Source organism: Ancylobacter aquaticus (assembly GCF_004339465.1).
GTDB classification, from domain to species: Bacteria; Pseudomonadota; Alphaproteobacteria; order Rhizobiales; family Xanthobacteraceae; genus Ancylobacter; species Ancylobacter aquaticus.
Genome location: NZ_SMFY01000001.1, coordinates 1162092 through 1181415 on the forward strand (window position 1 = coordinate 1162092; position 19324 = coordinate 1181415).

16 protein-coding genes and 1 other annotated feature are annotated in these 19324 nt (G+C 67.8%); of the genes, 10 read left to right on the forward strand and 6 right to left on the reverse strand.

The window, feature by feature from the left end; translation table 11 throughout:
• Window positions 1-4: 4 nt before the first annotated feature.
• Both EV667_RS05360 and EV667_RS05365 read left to right on the forward strand, forming a co-directional pair.
• Complete coding sequence (locus EV667_RS05360) at window positions 5-1597, forward strand: efflux transporter outer membrane subunit (protein ID WP_245515980.1); 1593 nt, start codon at window positions 5-7, stop codon at window positions 1595-1597.
• Between the two features lie 117 nt (window positions 1598-1714).
• Window positions 1715-1999 (forward strand): hypothetical protein, encoded by a 285-nt coding sequence (locus EV667_RS05365; protein WP_245515981.1) that lies wholly within the window; start codon window positions 1715-1717, stop codon window positions 1997-1999.
• A 9-nt stretch (window positions 2000-2008) separates the two neighbouring features.
• On the opposite strand, the gene EV667_RS05370 is transcribed toward EV667_RS05365, so the two are convergent.
• From EV667_RS05370 to EV667_RS05385, 4 genes are read right to left on the reverse strand one after another with little or no spacing between them, the layout of a single operon-like run.
• Window positions 2009-2854: a metal ABC transporter permease gene (locus EV667_RS05370; protein ID WP_131834238.1), complete on the reverse strand. Its 846-nt coding sequence runs from the start codon at window positions 2852-2854 to the stop codon at window positions 2009-2011.
• Complete coding sequence (locus EV667_RS05375) at window positions 2851-3672, reverse strand: metal ABC transporter permease (protein ID WP_425359016.1); 822 nt, start codon at window positions 3670-3672, stop codon at window positions 2851-2853. Before EV667_RS05375 ends, EV667_RS05370 begins: the two co-directional genes overlap by 4 nt.
• Window positions 3673-3707: 35 nt before the next feature.
• Window positions 3708-4625 (reverse strand): manganese/iron ABC transporter ATP-binding protein, encoded by a 918-nt coding sequence (locus EV667_RS05380; protein WP_425359002.1) that lies wholly within the window; start codon window positions 4623-4625, stop codon window positions 3708-3710.
• Window positions 4622-5554, reverse strand: a complete 933-nt coding sequence (locus tag EV667_RS05385) for a metal ABC transporter substrate-binding protein (protein WP_131834240.1) — start codon at window positions 5552-5554, stop codon at window positions 4622-4624. Before EV667_RS05385 ends, EV667_RS05380 begins: the two co-directional genes overlap by 4 nt.
• A 134-nt stretch (window positions 5555-5688) precedes the next feature.
• On the opposite strand from EV667_RS05385, the gene EV667_RS22840 reads away from it, so the two are divergent.
• Entirely contained in the window at window positions 5689-6798 is a 1110-nt protein-coding gene (locus EV667_RS22840) for a hypothetical protein (RefSeq protein ID WP_245515982.1), read from the forward strand.
• A 124-nt stretch (window positions 6799-6922) separates the two neighbouring features.
• Window positions 6923-7177 carry a DUF2188 domain-containing protein gene (locus tag EV667_RS05395; protein ID WP_131834241.1) on the forward strand — a complete coding sequence of 85 codons (255 nt, stop codon included), beginning with the start codon at window positions 6923-6925 and terminating at the stop codon, window positions 7175-7177.
• Window positions 7178-7362: 185 nt separating this feature from the next.
• On the opposite strand, the gene EV667_RS05400 is transcribed toward EV667_RS05395, so the two are convergent.
• Entirely contained in the window at window positions 7363-8259 is an 897-nt protein-coding gene (locus EV667_RS05400; protein ID WP_131834242.1) for a LysR family transcriptional regulator, read from the reverse strand.
• A 113-nt stretch (window positions 8260-8372) separates the two neighbouring features.
• Between EV667_RS05400 and EV667_RS05405 the strand changes: the two genes are divergently transcribed.
• The 4 genes from EV667_RS05405 to EV667_RS05420 are packed head-to-tail and all read left to right on the forward strand — an operon-like array spanning window position 8373 to window position 13781.
• Window positions 8373-9332 carry an extracellular solute-binding protein gene (locus EV667_RS05405; RefSeq protein ID WP_131834243.1) on the forward strand — a complete coding sequence of 320 codons (960 nt, stop codon included), beginning with the start codon at window positions 8373-8375 and terminating at the stop codon, window positions 9330-9332.
• Window positions 9329-10426: an ABC transporter ATP-binding protein gene (locus EV667_RS05410; RefSeq protein WP_131834244.1), complete on the forward strand. Its 1098-nt coding sequence runs from the start codon at window positions 9329-9331 to the stop codon at window positions 10424-10426. The genes EV667_RS05405 and EV667_RS05410 overlap by 4 nt, the downstream gene beginning before the upstream one ends.
• Window positions 10423-12546: an ABC transporter permease gene (locus EV667_RS05415; RefSeq protein ID WP_245515983.1), complete on the forward strand. Its 2124-nt coding sequence runs from the start codon at window positions 10423-10425 to the stop codon at window positions 12544-12546. Before EV667_RS05410 ends, EV667_RS05415 begins: the two co-directional genes overlap by 4 nt.
• A complete protein-coding gene (locus EV667_RS05420) occupies window positions 12543-13781 on the forward strand; it encodes an aminotransferase class III-fold pyridoxal phosphate-dependent enzyme (RefSeq protein ID WP_131834245.1) in 1239 nt (412 codons plus the stop codon). The genes EV667_RS05415 and EV667_RS05420 overlap by 4 nt, the downstream gene beginning before the upstream one ends.
• Before the next feature lie 27 nt (window positions 13782-13808).
• Here the strand turns inward: EV667_RS05420 and EV667_RS05425 are convergent, their stop codons facing one another.
• Entirely contained in the window at window positions 13809-15290 is a 1482-nt protein-coding gene (locus EV667_RS05425) for a SulP family inorganic anion transporter (protein WP_131834246.1), read from the reverse strand.
• A 63-nt stretch (window positions 15291-15353) separates the two neighbouring features.
• Window positions 15354-15409, reverse strand: a sequence feature (sul1 is cis-regulatory element that is thought to sense ions involved in sulfur or methionine metabolism; They are found in Alphaproteobacteria).
• Window positions 15410-15577: 168 nt separating this feature from the next.
• On the opposite strand from EV667_RS05425, the gene EV667_RS05430 reads away from it, so the two are divergent.
• Both EV667_RS05430 and mdoH read left to right on the forward strand, forming a co-directional pair.
• On the forward strand, window positions 15578-17107 hold the full coding sequence (locus tag EV667_RS05430; RefSeq protein ID WP_207907677.1) for an OpgD/OpgG family glucan biosynthesis protein: 1530 nt from the start codon (window positions 15578-15580) through the stop codon (window positions 17105-17107).
• Window positions 17095-19320, forward strand: coding sequence for a glucans biosynthesis glucosyltransferase MdoH (gene mdoH, locus EV667_RS05435; RefSeq protein ID WP_131834247.1), 2226 nt, complete (start codon window positions 17095-17097; stop codon window positions 19318-19320). The genes EV667_RS05430 and mdoH overlap by 13 nt, the downstream gene beginning before the upstream one ends.
• Window positions 19321-19324 lie beyond the last annotated feature (4 nt).

Here is a 19324-nt window from a genome sequence, read left to right on the forward strand (position 1 = left end):
ACCGATGTCCTTCCCGCCCGTGACGTGCCGCCCCCTCCGTGACGCGGCACCGCGTTTTGCCGGCACGCTCCTCGTTGCCGCCCTGCTCGGCGGCTGCGCGGTTGGACCCGACTATCGCGCCCCCGGCCTGCAGCTGCCGGCGACATGGGGAGCCGCCTCGCCATTCGTCACCGCCACGGGCGAGGAGGCAGAGAACCGCCCGCCGGAACTCGCGGAGTGGTGGACGCGCCTCGGCGACCCGACGCTGAACCGTCTCGTCGACGAGGCGGTCGCCGGCAATCTCGATGTCGCCACCGCCAAGGCGCGGGTGCGGCAGGCCCGGGCCACCCGCCGGCAGGCGGTCGGCGCGCTGGCCCCCACACTTGACGGCTCGGGCAGCTACAGCCGCGCCGACAACGGCACCAACGTCTCCGATACCGGCGACGTGACGATTTCCGGCCCGTTCGATTCATTCGCCCTCGGTGCCAATGCCAGCTGGGAGCTCGACCTTTTCGGCGAGAACCGCCGCGCGGCCGAGGCAGCGACCTATGGGCTGGATGCCGCACAGGAGACGCTGCGCAACACGCTGCTCACCCTGATAGGCGACGTGGCGACCTATTATGTCGAGGCGCGGGGCTATCAGGCCCGGGCGGCGCTGGCCCGGCGCACCGCGCTCTCGCAGCGCGAGACCGCCGCCCTGACCCGGACCAAGCTGCAGGCCGGCTCGGCATCGGCCGTCGATGTCGCCAATGCGGAAGGGCAGGCGGCAAGCACCGAGGCGAATATTCCCGAGCTCGAATCGAGCTACCAGCAGGCCGTCCACCAGCTGGCCATCCTGCTGGGCCAGCCGCCGAGCGCGCTCAACGCGACCATGAAGCGTCGCGCGCCGATTCCGACGCCGGTGAAGGCGATCCCGCGCGGCGTGCCGGCCAATGTGCTGCTCTCGCGCCCCGATGTGCGCCTCGCCGAGCGCCAATACGCCCAGTACACCGCCAAGATCGGCCAGGCCGAGGCGGCGCGCTATCCCGATGTCAGCCTGGTCGGCGAGGTCACGACTTCGGCCGCAAAGGCCGGCGATCTCGCCAAGAGTTCCTCGGTCAGCTGGAGCTTCGGACCCAGCGTGAGCCTGCCGATCTTCAATGCCGGCCAGCTGAAGGCGGGGGTGGAGTTTGCCCAGGCCCAGCGCGACGAATACTTCCTCGCCTACCACGCCGCCGTGCTGGGGGCGTTGCAGGATGTGGAGAATGCCAGCGTCGCCCTGCAGCAGGAACGCCTCAAATATCGCAGCCTTACCGCCTCCGCCACGTCCTACCGGCAGGCGGTGGACCTCGCCCGCGTGCTCTACCAGAGCGGTGCGTCAAGCTTCCTCGACGTGCTGGTCGCCGAGCGCTCGGCCTATTCCGCCGACGATGCGCTGCTTAGCAGCAGGGTCTCCATCGCCACCGACTATGTCGCGCTCAACAAGGCGCTGGGCGGCGGCTGGACGGGCAGGGTGGACGACCGGACGCCGGCGGTGGTCGACACGCAGATGGCCCCGCGCGTGGTTTCGCTCGACCGTGCCGGGCTCAAGCCGCGCAATCGGGAAGACCAGGGCATCGCCGAAGCCTTCGCGCGTTGACGGTGCGCGGAGCGGGGGCTGTGGCGCTCGGTCCCGGCCTCCGCTAAAGCCTCGTCGGGCGCAGGGGGTGACGCTGCGCCAATCGGCGTCGGAGCGAGGGTGGTCGCTGTGGAATTCGTGAGACGCCATATGCAGGGCTCGGTGCCTCTGGCGCGGGTCTTCTGGTGGGACATGCTGCTCGTCGGCACGCTGATCAATCTCGTCGCCGGCGGGGCGGCGCTGGCCGCCCATGTCGCCGGCGCCCCGTTCTGGCTCGCTGCGCTGATCTTCCTCCTGCCATTACCGCTGAACCTTCTGCTCATCCTCTCGGTCTGGCGATCGACGGGGAAGGAGGCTGGCGGATGGAGCGCTCTCGCCCGGGCGGCGTCGCTCGTCTGGCTGGCGCTGATGTTCGTGGTGTAACGCGCCCGCTTAGCCGGCATCCTCCGTCTCGATCCGGTGGGTTGTCAACGAGGAGCGCAGCAGGGCCGCGATGAAGCCCGCGCTCATCACCAGCACGATGGTCGGGGCCGGCGCGCTGTCGAGGAAGAAGGAGAGGTAGACGCCCAGCAGCGAGGCTCCCACCCCGATCGCCAGCGAGGCCGACAGCATGGCGCCGAAGGTGCGCGTCAGCAGGAAGGCGATAGCCCCCGGCGCGATCAGCATGGCGATGGCGAGGATGAGCCCGACCGCCTTCAGCGCCCCGACGATAGCCAGCGAGATCAGGCACAGCAGGCCGTAATGCAGCAGCCCGACCCGCAGCCCGACAACGCGAGCCTGCGCGGGGTCGAAGGCGTGGAGCAGGAAGTCCTTCCACTTCACCGCGATGACCCCGGCGACGAGGGCGGCGATGAGCGCGCTCTCGCCAATGTCGCGCCAGGTGACGCCGAGCATGTCGCCGAACAGGATATGGTCGAGATGCACCTCGGACTGGATCTTGACATAGAGCACCAGCCCGAAGCCGAACATGCCGGAGAACACGATGCCCATCACCGTGTCCTGTTTGATGCGGCTATTGTCCTTCAGGAACCCCGTCGCCACCGCGCAGAACATGCCGGCGGCGAAGGCGCCGACCGCCAGCGGCAGGCCGACGATATAGGCGATGACGACGCCGGGGAAAACGGCGTGCGAGATGGCGTCTCCCATCAGCGACCAGCCCTTCAGCACCAGCAGGCAGGACAGCAGCGCCATCGGCACCGCCACTAGCGCGGATATGACGAGCGCGTTGACCATGAAGGGGAACTGGAACGGCGCGAGCAGGGTGTCGACCATGGTCACGCCTCGACCTTTAGGGCTTCGGCCGCCCGCCGCCGCGCCGCCAGCATGCCGTGCTTGGGCGCGAAGACGAAGGCGGTTAGGAAAATCAGCGTCTGCAGCACCACGATGATGCCGCCGGTGGCGCCGTCGAGGAAATAGCTGACATAGGCACCAACAAAGCTGGTCGCGGCGCCGATGCTGACGGCGATGATCAGCAGGCGCGGGAAACGGTCGCTCAGCAGATAGGCGGTGGCGCCGGGCGTGACCACCAGGCAGATGACGAGGAACGCCCCCACCGTCTGCAACGCGGCCACGGTCGAGGCCGAAAGCAGCGTGAAGAACATGATCTTCAGCGCGGTTGGCCGCAGCCCGATGGAGCGCGCATGCGCCTCGTCGAAGAACACCGCCAGCAGGTCCTTCCATTTGAGCAGCAGGATCGCCAGCGAGACGACGCCGATGATCACCAGCTGCAGCGTGTCCTCCGGCGTGATGGTGAGAATGTTGCCGAGCACGATGGTCTGGATGTTCACCGAGGTCGGCGATAGCGACACCATGAACAGCCCCAGCGCGAAGAAGGAGGAGAAGATCAGCCCGATGATGGCGTCTTCCCGCAGGCGGGTGCGCTGGTTGAGGAACAGCATGGCGGCAGCGGCCAGCCCGCCGGAAAAGAAGGCCCCGACCGCATAGGGCAGGCCGAGCATGTAGGCGCCGGCGACGCCGGGCACGACGGCATGGGACAGCGCGTCGCCGATCAGCGACCAGCCCTTGAGCATGAGGTAGCAGGACAGGAACGCGCAGACGGCGCCGACAAGGGCCGAAACCCACATGGCATTGCGCATGTATTCATAGCCGAAGGGCTCCGCCAGAAGGTCGATCACGGCGCCTTCTCCGTGGTGCGGGGCGGGCATTCGCCCTTCTCGCCATAGAACACCAGCGGGCGCTCGTCGTCGGTCAGCACGGAAATCTGGCGGCTGTCGTCATCGGCGTGCAGCCCGGCGCCGCCGAGCACGAAATGGCGCAGCACCCCGCCGAAGGTCTTTTCGAGATTGGCCTCGGTGAACGTTTCGGCGGTGGGGCCATAGGCGAGGACGGTGCCCTTCACCAGCACGGTGCGGTCGCAGAATTCCGGCACGCTGCCGAGATTATGGGTGGAGACCAGCATCACCCGGCCCTCCTCGCGCAGCGACCCCAGAAGGGCGACGATCGCCTGCTCGGTCTTCACGTCGACGCCGGTGAAGGGCTCGTCGAGCAGGATTACCCGCGCATCCTGCGCCAGCGCGCGGGCGAGGAAGACGCGCTTTTTCTGGCCGCCGGAGAGTTCGCCGATCTGCCGGGTGCGAAAGTCGTTCATCCCGACACGGCCCAGCGCCTGCGTCACCGCCTGCCGGTCCGCCGCGCGGGGAATCCGCATCATGCCCATATGGCCGTAGCGGCCCATCATCACCACATCCTCGACCAGCACCGGGAAGTTCCAGTCGACCTCCTCGTTCTGCGGGACATAGGCGACGAGGTTTTGCCGCAGTGCCTCACGCACGCTGCCCCCGAGAATGCTGATCTCCCCCGCCGCCGGGCGCACGAAGCCCATGATGGCCTTGAACAAAGTGGACTTGCCCGATCCATTGACCCCGACCAGCGCAGTGATGGTACCCAGCGGAATGGCGAAGCTGGCATCGCGCAGGGCGGTGTGGCCGTTGCGATAGGTGACGGTCAGACCGCGAACCGACAGGCCAGTGTCGGAAAGGCCAGTGTCGGACAGTGCCGCCGCTGACAGGGGAGGTGAGGGCGCGTTCACTGCGACAGCCCCTGCGACAGACCCTTTTGCAGCGTGCTGGTGGTCACGCGCAGGAGGTCGATATAGGTCGGCACGGGTCCGTCGGTCTCGCTGAGCGAATCGACATAGAGCACGCCGCCATAGAGCGCCCCGGTTTCCCGGGCCACCTGCCGCGCCGGCTTGTCGGAAACCGTGCTTTCGCTGAACACGGCGGGCACGCTGTTCTTGCGCACGGCGTCGATCACCTTGCGCACCTGCTGCGGCGTGCCCTGCTGGTCGGCATTGATCGGCCAGAGATAGAGTTCCTTCAGCCCATAGTCGCGGGCGAGATAGGAGAACGCGCCTTCACTCGTCACCAGCCAGCGCTTGTCGGCGGGGATGGCGTCCAGTTCGGCGCGGATCGGCGCCACCGCCGCCTCCAGCTTCGCCTTGTAGCCGCTGGCGTTGGCCTCATAGGTCGCGGCATTGGCGGGATCGTATTTCACGAAGGCGTCGCGGATGTTGTCGACATAGATCAGCGCATTGGCCGGCGACATCCACGCATGCGGGTTCGGCTTGCCGCTATAGGGGCCGTCGGCAATGCTCATCGGGGTGATGCCGTCGGTCACGACGACGCTGGGAACATCCTTGAGGTTCTGGAAGAACTTCTCGAACCAGAGTTCGAGATTCAGCCCGTTCCAGAGGATCAGCTGCGCCCCCTGGGCGCGCTGGATGTCGCCCGGCGTGGGCGCATAATTATGAATCTCCGCACCGGGCCTCGTGATCGATTCCACCACCGCCGCATCGCCCGCCACGTTGCGTGCCATGTCGGCGATGACGGTGAACGTCGTCACCGCCTTGAACTTCGGCGGCGCGCTTTCCTGCGCCAGCGCACCGGGCGCCCCTGCGAGCCCGGCCAGGCCGGCAGCCAGAAGGGCGGTCAGGATCCCGCGCCTCGATTGTCTCCGCATGCCGACCTCCTTTTGCGAATGAGTTGCAGGTGCATTCTACGCCAAGTCGACGCGCATGCAACTGCAAACGAGTTGCATTAAGAAAAGGCCATTCGGGGCGGCAGCGCCGGCTCGGCACCTGCGCAGCCAAGGCAATGGACGAAGAAACGATCGGCGGCTTTCACCAATCGGCGTTGCGCTCCGCCGCGCCTCTTGCCGAAACGGCGGCGCTGCGGCGATCATCTGCAAGCCACGCCCGCCGGCGACGATCAGCCTGCCCGGCCATTGAACGTCGTCGTACAGTTGGCGGGGAGGCGCGCGTGGGCGGAAGCCAGAAGGAAGACATCAAGATAAGGCTGGAACGAGAGGGCGTGCCGCAGCCCGTCATCGACTATGTCTCGAAGTACAGCCGTGTCGAATCGCTCGATGCGGCTGTTGGACTAATATCAATTTTATTTGCCGTTCTATTCTTTGCGGCGTTGATTGTAATCGGGAGACGTATTGAGAATAATACGCTTCCGGGCGTGCTTGAAATCGCCGTTCAAGTGAACGGACTACTATATGAATATGAATTTATCTCCCCACTCATTCCCGGTCTGTTTGGTGCTCTCCTGATTTCGGTGGCGCTCGGGATGTTTGCGACCCTGTCACCCGCCTCATGGCAACCCACCGTTTTTATCTCAGGCATCACTAAGCTAAGGAAGAACCGGTTTTCGCGATGGCTGCTGCGTCGGATGATGGCGCGGCTCGCGGAAGAGACCGCCCCCCCGCGCTATGTGCGCCGGTTCGTGTTCATGCCGGCCTGGTTTCTCGCGGGCGCCGGCGTTCTGTTCCTCGCGATCAGCGTCCCGGTGGCGATGTTGGAGGTGCGGGCCTTCGAAGTGTTCGCGCCGGAAGGCTATTACGTCTCGCCCCTGCTCCCTTGGGAGGCGCCGCGCCTGCACTCTTGGGCGTCGGCGGCTTACGTCGAAACGGGCTGCGCCGTTTCGTCGGGCAAGGCCGGGGCGGGCAAGCACATGATTTACGACGTCACCTTCGACGATGGGACGGTGGTGCGGCTCCCGGCCGCCACCCCAATCGAGGGCTCCTGGCTGGACAACATGGAGGTCATCCGCTGGAAACTGCGCATCGCCGGCGTGCGGTTTGTCCCGTGGACTTGGCTGTGGAACGATCCGTATCATCCACGCTGCCTTCGGGCGCTCTGGGACAGCCTTTCCCCCGACGATTTTGTGCGGATGTGGTGGCTGCTTCGCGTGCCTGACTGAGGTTGTCGAAAGAGCCCGCCGGCGTGGGGATCGACAATTCTTTCGCCGGGACAATCGTTAGCCTGTCGGGGCGGGCGCAGGAACCGCGCGGCGGGTGCCGGGGTTAGGCTGCGGGAGGATCACCATGAGCCATATTCGCTACGAGATCGTCGAGCATGATGGGGGCTGGGCCTACAAGCTTGGCGACGTGTTCTCGGAAACCCATCCCAGCCATGACTCGGCACTTGCCGCCGCGCGCGATGCCGCGGCGCGGCAGTCAATTTCCGGCGAGACCCGGCCCATCGCCTATCAGGACAAGAGCGGCCGGTGGCACGAGGAGGTGGCGCAGGGCGTCGACCGCCCGGAGGTTGAGATCGAGGACCCCGCTAAGGGCAACTGACGCGGGCACGGCCGGCGCCGGGCGTCGGCCGAAGCCGGCAAAAGCGGCGTGCCGTCTCCGGTGCCGCCTCTGCGCGCAGTGCGCGTGATCCGCAGCTTCGGCAGGCGCGGGCGACGAAGCCGCAGGCAGCGTCCGGCCGGGTCGCGAGGCGGTGCCGATGAACGTATAAAGACGGCTTCCCCGTTCTAAGTCGGCTGACCGTCCGTCACGACGGGGGCGCCGAATACCGTGCGCGCCGCAGTGGCGAAGGCGGCGACGGCGCCGAGCGGGCGGGTCTCGCGACGGGTGACGAGATATTCGTCGGCGCGCGCCGGCGCATCCGCGATCGCCACCGCATGCAGGCGCGGATCGCAGCCGAGCTCGCGGTTCAGCACGATGCCAAGGCCGATCTTCGCCGCCACCGCCTCTTTCACAGCCTCGCGGCTCCCGAGCACCAGATGGGGCGAGATCGGCACGCCGCGCGCGGCCAGCGCCCCCTCGAACAAATGCCGCGTCATCGAGCCGGCCTCGCGCAGCACGAGGCGCTGGCCCCTCAGTTCCGCGACCTCGATCTTGTCGCGTCCCCACCACGGGTGCCCCTCGTGTACCAGCACCAGCACCTCTTGCGAGAGCAGGCGGTCGCAGGCGAAATCCGGGTGCGGGGCTTGCAGCGTGGCGATGGCGACATCCACCCGGTGCTGGGCCACGAGATCGAGCAGCACGCTGGAATTCTCCAGCCGCACATCGAGCCTTATGCCGGGATGCAGCGTTGTGAAGCGCTGCAGGATCGGCATCGCCACATAGGGCGCGCACAGGCCAAGCGCGAGATAGCCGGTGCTGAGCGCGCGGCCTTCGTCCATGCGGGCGCCGATGTCGTCGAGCATCAGCATCACCTGCCGCACCCGGGGCAGCAGGTCGCGCCCGTCCGGGGTCAGCTCGATGCCCGCCCCGGTGCGCAGGAACAGCCGCGCGCCAACCGCTTCCTCCAGCGCCTTCACATGCTGGGTGATGGCCGGCTGGCTCACCCCCAGCGCCTGCGCCGCCTCCGAAAAGGTGCGGTGGGTGGCGATGGCCTGGAAGGCGCGGAGCTGGGCGAAGTTCATGGGGAGGGGTCTCGGCAAAGGTCTCGGGTCATAAGTGCAGCTTCATTCAGACGTCACACACTTTAACGACACTTATATCACGACCTCGCGCCCTCTCGCTTGCGGAGACCCTGATGTTCTTCGATACGCTGAAAGCCCTCGGCCTTGCCGCTGCTCTCGCCACGCTCGGTGCGGCACCCTCTCTTGCCCGGGAAGTCGTGCTCTACAACGCTTCCGACAGCGTCAACACCGCGCTGGTCGCCGCCTTCAAGAAGGCGCATCCGGAAATCGAGGTGAAATTCGTCTCTGGCTCCACCGGACCCATCACCGAGCGGGCGATCGCCGAGAAGGGCAAGCCGCAGGCGGATGTGGTCTACCTCGTCAACAATGTCGCGCTGGAACAGCTGAAGCAGGCCGGTGTGTTTGAGCCCTACGCGCCCAATGGCAGCAAGATCGCCCCGGCCTTCCGCGACCCGGACGATTTCTACAACAAGTACTTCGCCACCACGATGTGCATGGTGGTGAACAAGGACCGGCTGGCGCAGAAGAACCTGCCGATGCCCACCACCTGGGAAGACCTGATCAAGCCGGTCTATGCCAAGGAAATCGCGCTGCCTTCGCCTTTGAAGTCCGGCACGGGAGGGGCGATCCTAACCACCTTCATCGACGCCTTCGGCTGGCCGTTCGTCGAGAATTTGAACGAGAACGTCTACCAGTATTCCGACGGCGGCTCGGGCGGTGCGGCACTGGCGGGCGCGGGCGAGGTCGCCATCGGCCTCACCTTCGACACCACCTGCTTCGAGACCAAATCCTCCGGCAAGCCGGTGGAAATCGTCTATGGCCGCATCACCCCGAATGTCTCGGAAGGCGGCGGGCTGGTCGCCGGCGGGCCGAACCCGGCGGAAGCCAAAATCTTCCTCGACTTCATGGCCAGCGAAGAGGCGGCGCAGGTGCTGGGCAAGGTGGTCGGCGCCACCGCTGTTCCCGGCCATGGGCTGGTCGATCTCACCCAGATCACGCTTTGGCAGATGCGTCGCCCGGTCGACATCGCGGCCTTCCGCCGCGACTTCGCCAGCCGCATCCTGAAGCAGTGAACGACGCCTCCTTCACGCGCGCCCCGGCGCGGCCGGCTCCGCAGGTGAGCCGGCCGCATCTGGCCGTGCGCGCGGTGAGTAAGGTCTACAAGGGCCATCGCGCGGTGGACGCGGTGTCCTTCGATCTCGCCAAGGGCGAGTTCGTCACTCTGCTGGGCGATTCCGGCTGCGGCAAGACCACGCTGCTGCGCATCATCGCCGGCTTCGCTCGCCCCGATGCCGGGCAGGTGCTGCGCGAGGGCGAGGATGTGACCGGCATGGCCCCGGCCCGGCGCCGCATGGGCTTCGTGTTCCAATCCTACGCGCTTTTCCCCACCAAGACGGTGGCGCAGAATATCGGCTTCGCGCTCGCCGGCCCGCGTGCCGCCCGCGCGCGCCGTATTGAAGAACTGGCGCAGCTTGTCGAGATCGACGCTCTGCTGGGACGTTACCCGCACGAGCTTTCCGGCGGCCAGCAGCAGCGCGTGGCGCTGGCGCGGGCGCTGGCGTCCGATCCCGAAGTGCTGCTGCTTGACGAGCCGATGTCGGCGCTGGATGCGCGCATAAGGGTGAAGCTGCGCGGGGAACTGCGCTCGCTGGTCGACCGGCTCGGCATCACCACGCTTTATGTCACCCACGACCAGGAAGAGGCGCTGGCGCTCTCCGACCGGGTGGCGGTGATGCGGCACGGGCGCATCGAGCAGATCGGCAGCCCGGCCGATGTCTACCATCGCCCGGCCACGCGCTTCGTCGCCGCGTTCATCGGCATCTCGAACCTGATCGAGGGCCGCGCGGTGGCGGGCGGCATCGAGGCCGAGGGCGTGGTCTGGCCGCTCGCGCTGCCCGCCGGCGTGGCGCCGGGCGCCCGGCTGACCGGGCTTTTCCGGCCCGAGCATGTCGGGATCGCCCCCGAGGGCACCGGAATCGCCGGAATTATCGAGAGCGCCACTTTCCTCGGGGCGAATGTGCGGCTCGGCGTCCGGCTCGCCTGCGGCCGCCTTGTCCTCGCCGACCGCCCGTCCTTCGAGGCGGGTGGGTTGTGGCCGCGTGGCCGTGCGGTTGTGCTGCGCCCTGACTCCACGCGCGCCGTCGTCGTTGCGGACGGACCGCAATGAGGACGGCGCTTTTGCAACTGCCGGCTCGACTGCCAGCGCTGCTGCTTAGCGCTGCAGTGGCGCTGGTTCTGGCGCTGTTCATCGCCTACCCGATCGGCGCCGTGCTGGTGGAGAGCTTCGTCATTTCCGGCCCGATGCCGCCGGCCAAGCTGAAGGCGGTGACGCGCGCCGCGCTCAATGCCGTGCCGTCCGGCGAGCGGGAGGCGTTGGTGCAGCGCTGGATGTCCAGCGCCACCGAAGCCGAGACGGTGGAGGCCACCGCCACCGCCTTCACGCTGGCCGGCGTGCCGGTCGCCTGGGACCGCAAGGCCGCCTATTCCGACCAGAGCGTGGCCATGGCGGCGGAGCTCAAGGCGCTGCCCGAGGCCGCCCGGAGCACGGTGGCGGACGAATTCGTCCTCGCCCACATCATGCTGCACAAGCGCACCGCGCTCGCCTTCAAGGTGAAGGACGCGCTCGGGCCGCAGGGCTTCGACGCGCTGCGCAATGGCACCGACGATCGCTGGGGCCTCGACCATTATCTCAAGCTGTTCGAGGAGCCCTATCTGCGCACGGCGGCGCTCAACAGCCTCTCTCTCGCGGCGCTTTCGGTGGTGTTCACCGTGACGCTGGCTTTCGCGCTCGCCTATGGCATCAATGCCGGCGCCATCCCATGGCCCTCGCTCACCCGCGTGGTGCTACTGATGCCTCTGGTGGCGCCGCCGGTGCTGATCGCCACCGCCACCATCATGCTGTTTGGCCGGCGCGGGCTGGTGACGCACACGCTGCTCGACGACTGGCTCGGCCTGATCGACGCCGACCGGACCAATCTCTATGGCCTGTTCGGCGTGGTGCTGGCGCAGACGCTTTCTTTCGTGCCGGCCGCGCTGATCGTGTTCGACAACAGCCTGCGCCGGCAGGATGGCCGCATCGACGAAGCCGCCGCCGGACTCGGCGCCGGGCCGCTGCGCAGCTTCGTGCAGGTGACGCTGCCCATGGCATGGCCGGGCATCAAGCGGGCGGTGGTGCTGGTGTTCATCCTGAGCCTCACCGATTTCGGCAACCCGATGGTGCTCGGCCGCGATACGCCGGTGCTGGCGGGCGTGGTCTATGACGAGATAACGGCCTACCGCAACACCCCGCTGGCGGCGGCGCTTTGCATGTGGCTGCTCATCCCTTCGCTGCTGCTCTACCTCGCGCTGGAAGCGTTCGGCCGGCGCAAATCCTATGCCGGCACCGCCGGCGCGCGCACCGAGCTGCCGGTGCCGGCGATGGTGCGCGCCGGATTGACCCTGACGGCGGGCGCGGTCGCGGGGCTGATCCTCGCGGTCTATGGCACCATGGCGCTGGGCGCGGTGACGCGCGTGTGGGGCACCGACTGGAGCCTGACGCTGGGCTATTTCACTAGCGTCGGGGTCGATGTCGGGCTCGCTGGTTCCGGCTATGGCTCCTCCGAGCGCGGGCTGGGGCTGGTGTGGGAAAGCGTGCGCCTCGCCGGCATTGCCGGGCCGATCGGCGGCCTCTTCGCGGTCATCATCGCCTATGTGGTGGAGCGCCTGCGCCCACCCGGCGCCCATCTCATCATGTTCCTGGCGCTGGTGCCGGCGATCCTGCCCGGCATCGTCTTCGGCATCGGCTATGTCGTCGCCTTCAACGTGCCGTTCGGCATCCCCGCACTGTCGCTGACGGGAACCTCGGCGATACTGGTCATCAATATCCTGTTCTCCAACCTGTTCGTCGGCGTGCTCGCCGCCCGCGCGGCGCTGCAGCGGCTCGACCGTTCGGTTGACGAGGCGGCGGAAAGTCTGGGCGCCGGGCTGATCGCCCGGTTCTTCCGGGTAACGCTGCCCATGCTGCGGCCGGCGCTGCTGCTGGGCATGCTCTATGTGTTCATCGACGGGCTGACCACGCTGTCCTCGGTGATCTTCCTCGTTTCCGGCAATCACAAGCTGGCCTCGGTGGCGATCTTCAACCACGCCACCTCGGGCGATTATGGCTACGCGGCCGCCAAGAGCCTCGCTCTGCTCGCCGTCGCGCTTGCGGCCATGGGGCTGGTCTGGCTGATCGAGAACCGCAAGCTCGACTTCCGCCGCGCGAGGCTGCGCGCATCCGCGACCGATCTTTCCAGGGTGACGCCGTGACCGACACCGACGAGCTTGTCGCCCGCGACGCGGCGGCCTTCTTCCACCAGCAGGGCTCCAGCCCTTGCGTCAGTGCCTTGCAGGCGGCGCAGGGGATATGGCTGGAGGACGCGAGCGGCCGCCGCTTCATCGACCTCCACGGCAACACCGTGCATCATCTCGGCCATGGTCATCGCGAGATCGTGGCGGCGCTGAAGCGGCAGCTCGACGACCTCGCCTTCACGCCGCGCCGCTTCACCAATGAGCCGGCCGTGGCGCTGGCGGAGGCACTGCGGGCCCGCTGGCCCGGCGCGCCGGCGCGGGTGCTGTTCGCCACCGGCGGCTCCGACGCCATCGAGATCGCGCTCAAGCTGGCTCGCGTCGCCACCGGTCGGCATGAGACGATTTCGCTGGAAGGCTCCTATCACGGCCACGGCTTCGGCGCCTTCGGCCTGTCCTCGGCGATGCCGGACCCGCGCCTTGGCGCCTTCCTGCCGGGACGCCACCACGTCACCCCTTATTGGGCGGGCGAGGAGGGGCCGGCGCGGATGCTGGAGGAGGTGGGCGAGCTGCTTGCCACCGGGCGCATCGCGGCGCTCATTGCCGAGCCGATGCGCTCGAACTGCCATGTGCCCCCGGCCGATCTGTGGCCGCGCATCCGTGCCTTGTGCGACGCCGCCGGCGCCAGGCTGATCTTCGACGAAATACCCTCGGGTCTCGGCAAGACCGGGCGGTTCTTCGCCTTCGAGCATTTCGGCGCGACGCCGGACATGGTGGTGCTCGGCAAGGCGCTGGGCGGCGGCATGGTGCCGATTGCGGCGGTGATCGCCGATGCCCGGCTCAACATCGCGCCGGAGCTGGAGCTTGGCCACTACACCCATGAGAAGAACCCGCTGACCACGCGCGCGGCGCTGACCCTGCTGGAGATCATCGCCCGCGATGATCTGGTCGCCCGCGCCGGGGCGGCGGGACGGCAGCTCAAGGACGGCGTTGCCGCCATCGCAGCCCGCGTGCCGGCCGTGAGCGGTGCGCGCGGGCTCGGGCTGCTGCTGGCGGTCGCGTTCGATGCCCAGCGCTGTGGGCAGCCGCCCGGCCCGGGCTTCGCCGCGCATCTGGTGGCCAGCGCCTTCGCGCACGGGCTCTCCACCACGGCCAAGGGGGACGGCGCCATCGGCCTGTCGCTGCCGCTCACCGTCACCGATGCGGAGATCGACGAGGTGCTTGCGCGGGTCGAGGCGATGGGGCGGGCACTTTAGCGCTCGACCCGTCCGCCCCTCGGCCCGTCAGTGCAGGCTGGCGACGCCTGGTTCATCCTTGTGGTGGGTGCCGAAACGGTCAACCATGGTCGCGCTGGCCTCGTTGAGCCCGAGCACCTCGACCGATGCCCCGGCCTTGCGGAACTTCAGCACCGCCTTGTCGAGCGCACCGATGGAAGTGATGTCCCAGAAATGCGCGTGGGTGAGGTCGATGACGACCTCGCGCGCCGGCTGGTCGAAATCGAAGCCGGCGAGGAACACCTCGGAGGACGCGAAGAAGATCTGGCCGTTGACGACATAGGTCACGCGCCCGTTCGCCTCGTCGACATGCTCGCCCACCGCCACCAGCTGCGACACCTTGCCGGCGAAGAACACGCCCGAGAGCAGCACGCCCACCAGCACGCCGATGGCAAGATCGTGCGTCGTCACGACGGTGATCACCGTCGCCAGCATCACCAGCGAGGATGAGCGTGGGTTGCTGCGCAGGTCGAGGATCGAGCGCCAGGAGAAGGTGCCGATCGAGACCATGATCATGACAGCCACCAGCGCCGCCATCGGGATGATGCGGACAATGTCGTCGAGCACCAGGATCAGGAACAGCAGGAAAGCGCCGGCGACAAAGGTGGAAAGCCGCCCCCGCCCGCCCGAGGTGACGTTGATCACCGACTGGCCGATCATGGCGCAGCCGCCCATGCCGCCGATCAGCGCCGAGGCGATGTTGCTGGTGCCCTGGCCGATGCATTCCTGGCTCTTGTTGCTCAGCGTGTCGGTCATGTCGTCGACGATCTGGGCGGTGAGCAGCGATTCCAGCAGCCCCACGGCGGCCAGCGTGAGCGAATAGGGCAGGATGATCTGCAGCGTCTCCAGCGTGAGCGGCACGTTGGGCAGCGTCAGCATCGGCAGGCCGGAGGGCAGTTCGCCGAGATCGCCGACCGTGCGCAAATCAATCCCGCTCCACCACGCGAACAGGGTAAGCACGGCGATGGCGACCAGCGGCGAGGGCACCGCCCGGGTCAGGCGCGGGAACAGGTAGATGATGGCGAGGCCCACCGCGATCATCGGGTAGGTCTCGATCGGCACGCCGATCAGTTCGGGGAGCTGCGCCATGAAGATGAGGATGGCGAGAGCGTTTACGAAGCCGGTGATGACCGAGCGCGAGACGAAGCGCATCACCCGCCCGATCTTCAGGAAACCGGCGAGCAACTGGATCACGCCCATCAGGATGGTCGCGGCGAACAGATATTCCAGCCCGTGGTCGCGCACGAGCGAGACCATCACCACGGCGGTGGCGGCGGTGGCGGCCGAAATCATGCCTGGGCGCCCGCCGACGAGGGCGGAGACGCAGGCGATGGCGAAGGAGGCGAAAAGGCCCACCTTCGGATCGACCCCGGCAATGATCGAGAAGCCGATGGCTTCGGGGATGAGGGCGAGGGCGACGACGATTCCGGCAAGGACGTCGCCGCGAATATTGGAGGTCCAGTCGCGGACATAGCGGGTGGTCAATGTCATGAGGAGCAATCTTCGCAAAGAGCGGGCGTCCGTCGGGAAGACGGAAAGGCAGCGCTGACTGTGCGTGGTCCGGCGGATCGGCGGCCGGAAGAGCCACCCGGGCTTTCACCGGGTCCAGACGAGTAAAGGCTGCTTAGAACAGATCGTGCGGCGGTACAACGCCGGCCGGACGCGCCGACGGGGCATGCGCGTAATTATGCCGCACCGCACAATTCTCGGAACTCACGGCGTTCTCGGCACTTGTCCGGGGGTTAGGGCGTGCCGCCCTGAAACGCGCGAGGTCAGGCATGCATCGACGTCACCTGTTGCTGGGTTTGGGTCTCCTGGCGATGGCGCCGGTGCCATTATCGCGCCTTGGTATCAGCGAGGCGTGGTCGGAAGAGGAAGATCAGGTCGCTCCGTTCGACGCGCAGACCGTGCGTCAGCTGGCGCGCGAGTTGGCCTCCAAGCCCTATAAGGGCCCGGCCAGCGATCTGCCGGGCGCCTTCGACAAGCTCAGCTATGACGACTACCGCAACATCCGCTTCAACACCGATCGGGCACTCTGGCGCGAGGCCAATACGGGCTTCCAGGCGCAGATGCTGCATCGCGGCTTCCTGTTCCGGGATCGCGTGGACATCTACCAGGTTACGAACGGCCAAGCCCGCAAGCTCGCTTATGACCCGGGGATGTTCCGCTTCGAGCACGGCGTTGCCCAGCCGCCGGCGAAGACCGATATCGGCTTTTCCGGCTTTCGCCTGCACGGGCCGATCAACCGCCCGGACTATTTCGATGAGATCGCCGTGTTCCAGGGCGCCAGCTATTTCCGCGGCGTCGGCAAGGGCCAGGTCTATGGCTCCTCCGCCCGCGGGCTGGCGGTAAAGACCGGCGATGCCGGTGGCGAGGAATTCCCCGCCTTCCGCGCCTTCTGGCTGGAACAGCCACGCCCGGGCGTGGATTCGGTGGTCATTCACGCGCTGCTCGACAGCCCGAGCGCGACGGCTGCGCACCGCTTCACCATCCGCCCCGGCAGTGAGACTCTCATGTCCGTCGAGATGACGGTCTATCCGAGGGTCGACATGGACCAGGTCGGTATCGGCGCGCTGACAAGCATGTTCATGTTCGGCCCCAATGATCGCGACGGCATCGACGATTTCCGTCCCATGGTGTGCGACGCCAATGGCCTCGCCATCGTCACCGGAACCGGCGAGCGGCTGTGGCGCCCGCTTGCCAATCCGCAGCGGTTGCAGATTTCCTCCTTCGCCGTCTCCGATCTGCGGGGCTTCGGCCTGATGCAGCGCCAGCGCTCCTTCTTCGACTATCAGGACCTTGAGGCGCGCTATGAGCGCCGGCCCAGCGTCTGGGTCGAGCCGATCGGCGACTGGGGCGAGGGTTCGGTGGTGCTGGTCGAAATCCCGACGCCGGAGGAGATTCACGACAACATCGTCGCCTTCTGGCGCCCGCGCGAGTCCCTGCGCAAGGGCCGCGAATACAGCAACACCTACCGCCTGCACTGGGGCTGGACCGGGCCGGATTCCACGGATCTCGGGCGTTTTACGGCGACCCGCGTCGGCGGCAATGCCGAACGCCGGCTGTTCGTGCTCGATATTGTCGGCGACAAGGTGAAGGACCTGCCTCCGGAAAGCCTCGCGGCGCGGGTGACGGCCAATTTCGGCGACATCCGGGACATCGTCCTGCAGCCGAACCCCGAGATCGGCGGCTGGCGCGTGTCGTTTGCGCTGGAGCCGCGCGGGGCCGGCATTGTCGAGCTGCGGGCCGACCTGCTGCGCGGTGACGAGCGCATGGCCGAAACCTGGGTCTATCGGTGGACGCCGTGAGGCGTTCCGGCGAGAGGGCCCCCGCGCCCGCGTCACTCGCCGGGGAGGGCCCCGCGCCCGCTCTGCCGGCCGAGGCGCCGCTGGCGATGCCGGTCCAGTCGCTCGGCAAGGTTCCGGCGGCGCCGCCGCCGGGCCCGCGACCATGGAGCCTCGCCGTTCGGCGCGCCTTCGTTCTCTGCGGCGCGGGCGCGCTTACCGTGCTGGCTGCGCGTGAAATGCACCTCGTCCTCGATGTCGGCGGCGTGACGTTGCTGGAATATCTGGTGCTGTGCCTGTTCGTCGTCCTCTTCGCCTGGATCGGCTTTGCCTTCACCAATGCGCTGGTCGGTCTGCCGGGCCTGTTGCGCCGGCCGAACGGGCATCTGGGCATCGCGCCGGACGGGCCGCTGCCCACGCTGACGGCGCGCACCGCCATCTTGCTGCCGATCTACAACGAGGAACCGGCGCGCACGCTGGCCGGGCTGGAGGCGACCTGCGAATCGCTCGACGCGACCGGCGCTGCGGCGCATTTCGATGTCTTCATCCTCAGTGACACCACCGACCCCGATGTCTGGATCGCCGAGGAGGCGGGGTATCTCGATCTGGTGGCCCGGCGCGGCGACGAGGGTCGGCTGTTCTACCGGCGCCGCCCGCGCAACACCGGCCGCAAGGCGGGCAACATCGCAGAATGGGTGACGCGCTTCGGCGGGGCCTATGAGAGCTTCCTCATCCTCGACGCCGACAGCGTGATGACGGGCGACTGCGTCGTGCGCCTCGCCGCCGCCATGGAGGCCAATCCGAGCGCCGGGCTGATCCAGACCCTGCCGGTCATCGTCGGCGGCCGCACGCTGTTCGCCCGGCTGCAGCAATTCGCCGGCCGGCTCTATGGCCCCCTCATCGCCCAAGGGCTGGCGAGCTGGAGCGGGCCGGAGAGCAATTACTGGGGCCACAACGCCATCATCCGCACCCGCGCCTTCGCCGAGGGCGCCGGATTGCCGGAGTTGAAGGGTCCCAAGCCGTTTGGCGGGCATATCCTCAGCCATGATTTCATCGAGGCGGCGCTGATGCGCCGGCGCGGCTGGGGAATGCACATGGTTCCCTGGCTGGAGGGTTCGTATGAGGAAGGCCCGCCGACGCTGGCGGACCTTGCCGTGCGGGACCGGCGCTGGTGCCAGGGCAACCTGCAGCACATGGCCGTGCTGCCGGCGCGGGGGCTGCACCCGGTCAGCCGGCTGCATCTGCTTATCGGCATCGGCGCCTACCTCACCGCGCCGCTCTGGCTGGCGATGCTGCTGGCGGGGCTTGCCACCGCACTTCAGGCCCGCTTCGTGCCGCCGGACTATTTTCCCTCCGGTTTCGCGCTGTTTCCCAGCTGGCCCGCACAGGACCCGGTGCGCGCCGTGTGGGTGTTCGTCGGCACCATGGCGGTGCTGCTGCTGCCCAAGCTGTTCGCGTTGGCGGCGCTGCTGGTTTCCCGCACCGCACGCCAGCGTTTCGGTGGCGGCGCGCGGACCTTTTTCGGCATGCTGGGAGAGACGCTGGTTTCCGGCCTTCTCGCCCCGGTGACGATGTTCACCCAGTCGGTGGCGGTGATCGGCATATTGGCCGGGCGCGATGGCGGGTGGCAGCCGCAGCGGCGCGACGACGACCGCATCGACGCCGGGTCGATCGTCCGCTTCTTCCTGCCCCATACGGTGGCGGGATGGCTGCTCGGGGCCGCCGCGCTCAGCATCTCGCTGCCGCTGTTCCTTTGGATGACGCCGGTCGTGCTCGGCCTTGCGCTGGCGATCCCGCTGGTGCTGTGGACCGGGGCTGCGCGGGCCTCCATGCCGGCCCTGTTCCGCACGCCGGAGGAGCAGGACCCGCCCGCCGTGCTATTGCGGGTGCGGCAGCTGCGAGCAACAAGCTCGACGCCGGCGCCGTCCGAGGCGGTCGCGCACCTCGCGGCCGCGCCGAAACTCGCGGCCTTCCATCGCGCCCAGCTTGCCGATGGCGAGCGCCGGCCCGGCGACTATGCCTCCGATCGGCTGATCGCGGCGGCGAAAATCGAGGACGCGCCGAGCCTCGACGCAGCGCTTCGCCTGCTCACCCTGCGCGAAAAAGCTGCGGCTCTCGGCGATTTTCGTGCGCTCGACGCCCTGCTGGCGCTGGCGAGTCCGCAGGGTGAACCCGGCGCGCGCCTTGCCGCGCCCGAGAGGGCCGGTGCACCGGCACAGGTGGCCACTCCGTCATGACGCG

Excerpts from the sequence above, each read along its gene's own strand:
- EV667_RS05415 (WP_245515983.1), top strand. The coding sequence starts at position 10,423 with ATGAGGACGGCGCTTTTGCAACTGCCGGCTCGACTGCCAGCGCTGCTG.
- EV667_RS05395 (WP_131834241.1), top strand. The coding sequence starts at position 6,923 with ATGAGCCATATTCGCTACGAGATCGTCGAGCATGATGGGGGCTGGGCC.
- EV667_RS05425 (WP_131834246.1), bottom strand. The coding sequence starts at position 15,290 with ATGACATTGACCACCCGCTATGTCCGCGACTGGACCTCCAATATTCGC.
- EV667_RS05360 (WP_245515980.1), top strand. The coding sequence starts at position 5 with ATGTCCTTCCCGCCCGTGACGTGCCGCCCCCTCCGTGACGCGGCACCG.
- EV667_RS05405 (WP_131834243.1), top strand. The coding sequence starts at position 8,373 with ATGTTCTTCGATACGCTGAAAGCCCTCGGCCTTGCCGCTGCTCTCGCC.
- EV667_RS05430 (WP_207907677.1), top strand. The coding sequence starts at position 15,578 with ATGCATCGACGTCACCTGTTGCTGGGTTTGGGTCTCCTGGCGATGGCG.
- EV667_RS22840 (WP_245515982.1), top strand. The coding sequence starts at position 5,689 with ATGGACGAAGAAACGATCGGCGGCTTTCACCAATCGGCGTTGCGCTCC.
- EV667_RS05385 (WP_131834240.1), bottom strand. The coding sequence starts at position 5,554 with ATGCGGAGACAATCGAGGCGCGGGATCCTGACCGCCCTTCTGGCTGCC.
- EV667_RS05400 (WP_131834242.1), bottom strand. The coding sequence starts at position 8,259 with ATGAACTTCGCCCAGCTCCGCGCCTTCCAGGCCATCGCCACCCACCGC.
- EV667_RS05375 (WP_425359016.1), bottom strand. The coding sequence starts at position 3,672 with ATGCGCAATGCCATGTGGGTTTCGGCCCTTGTCGGCGCCGTCTGCGCG.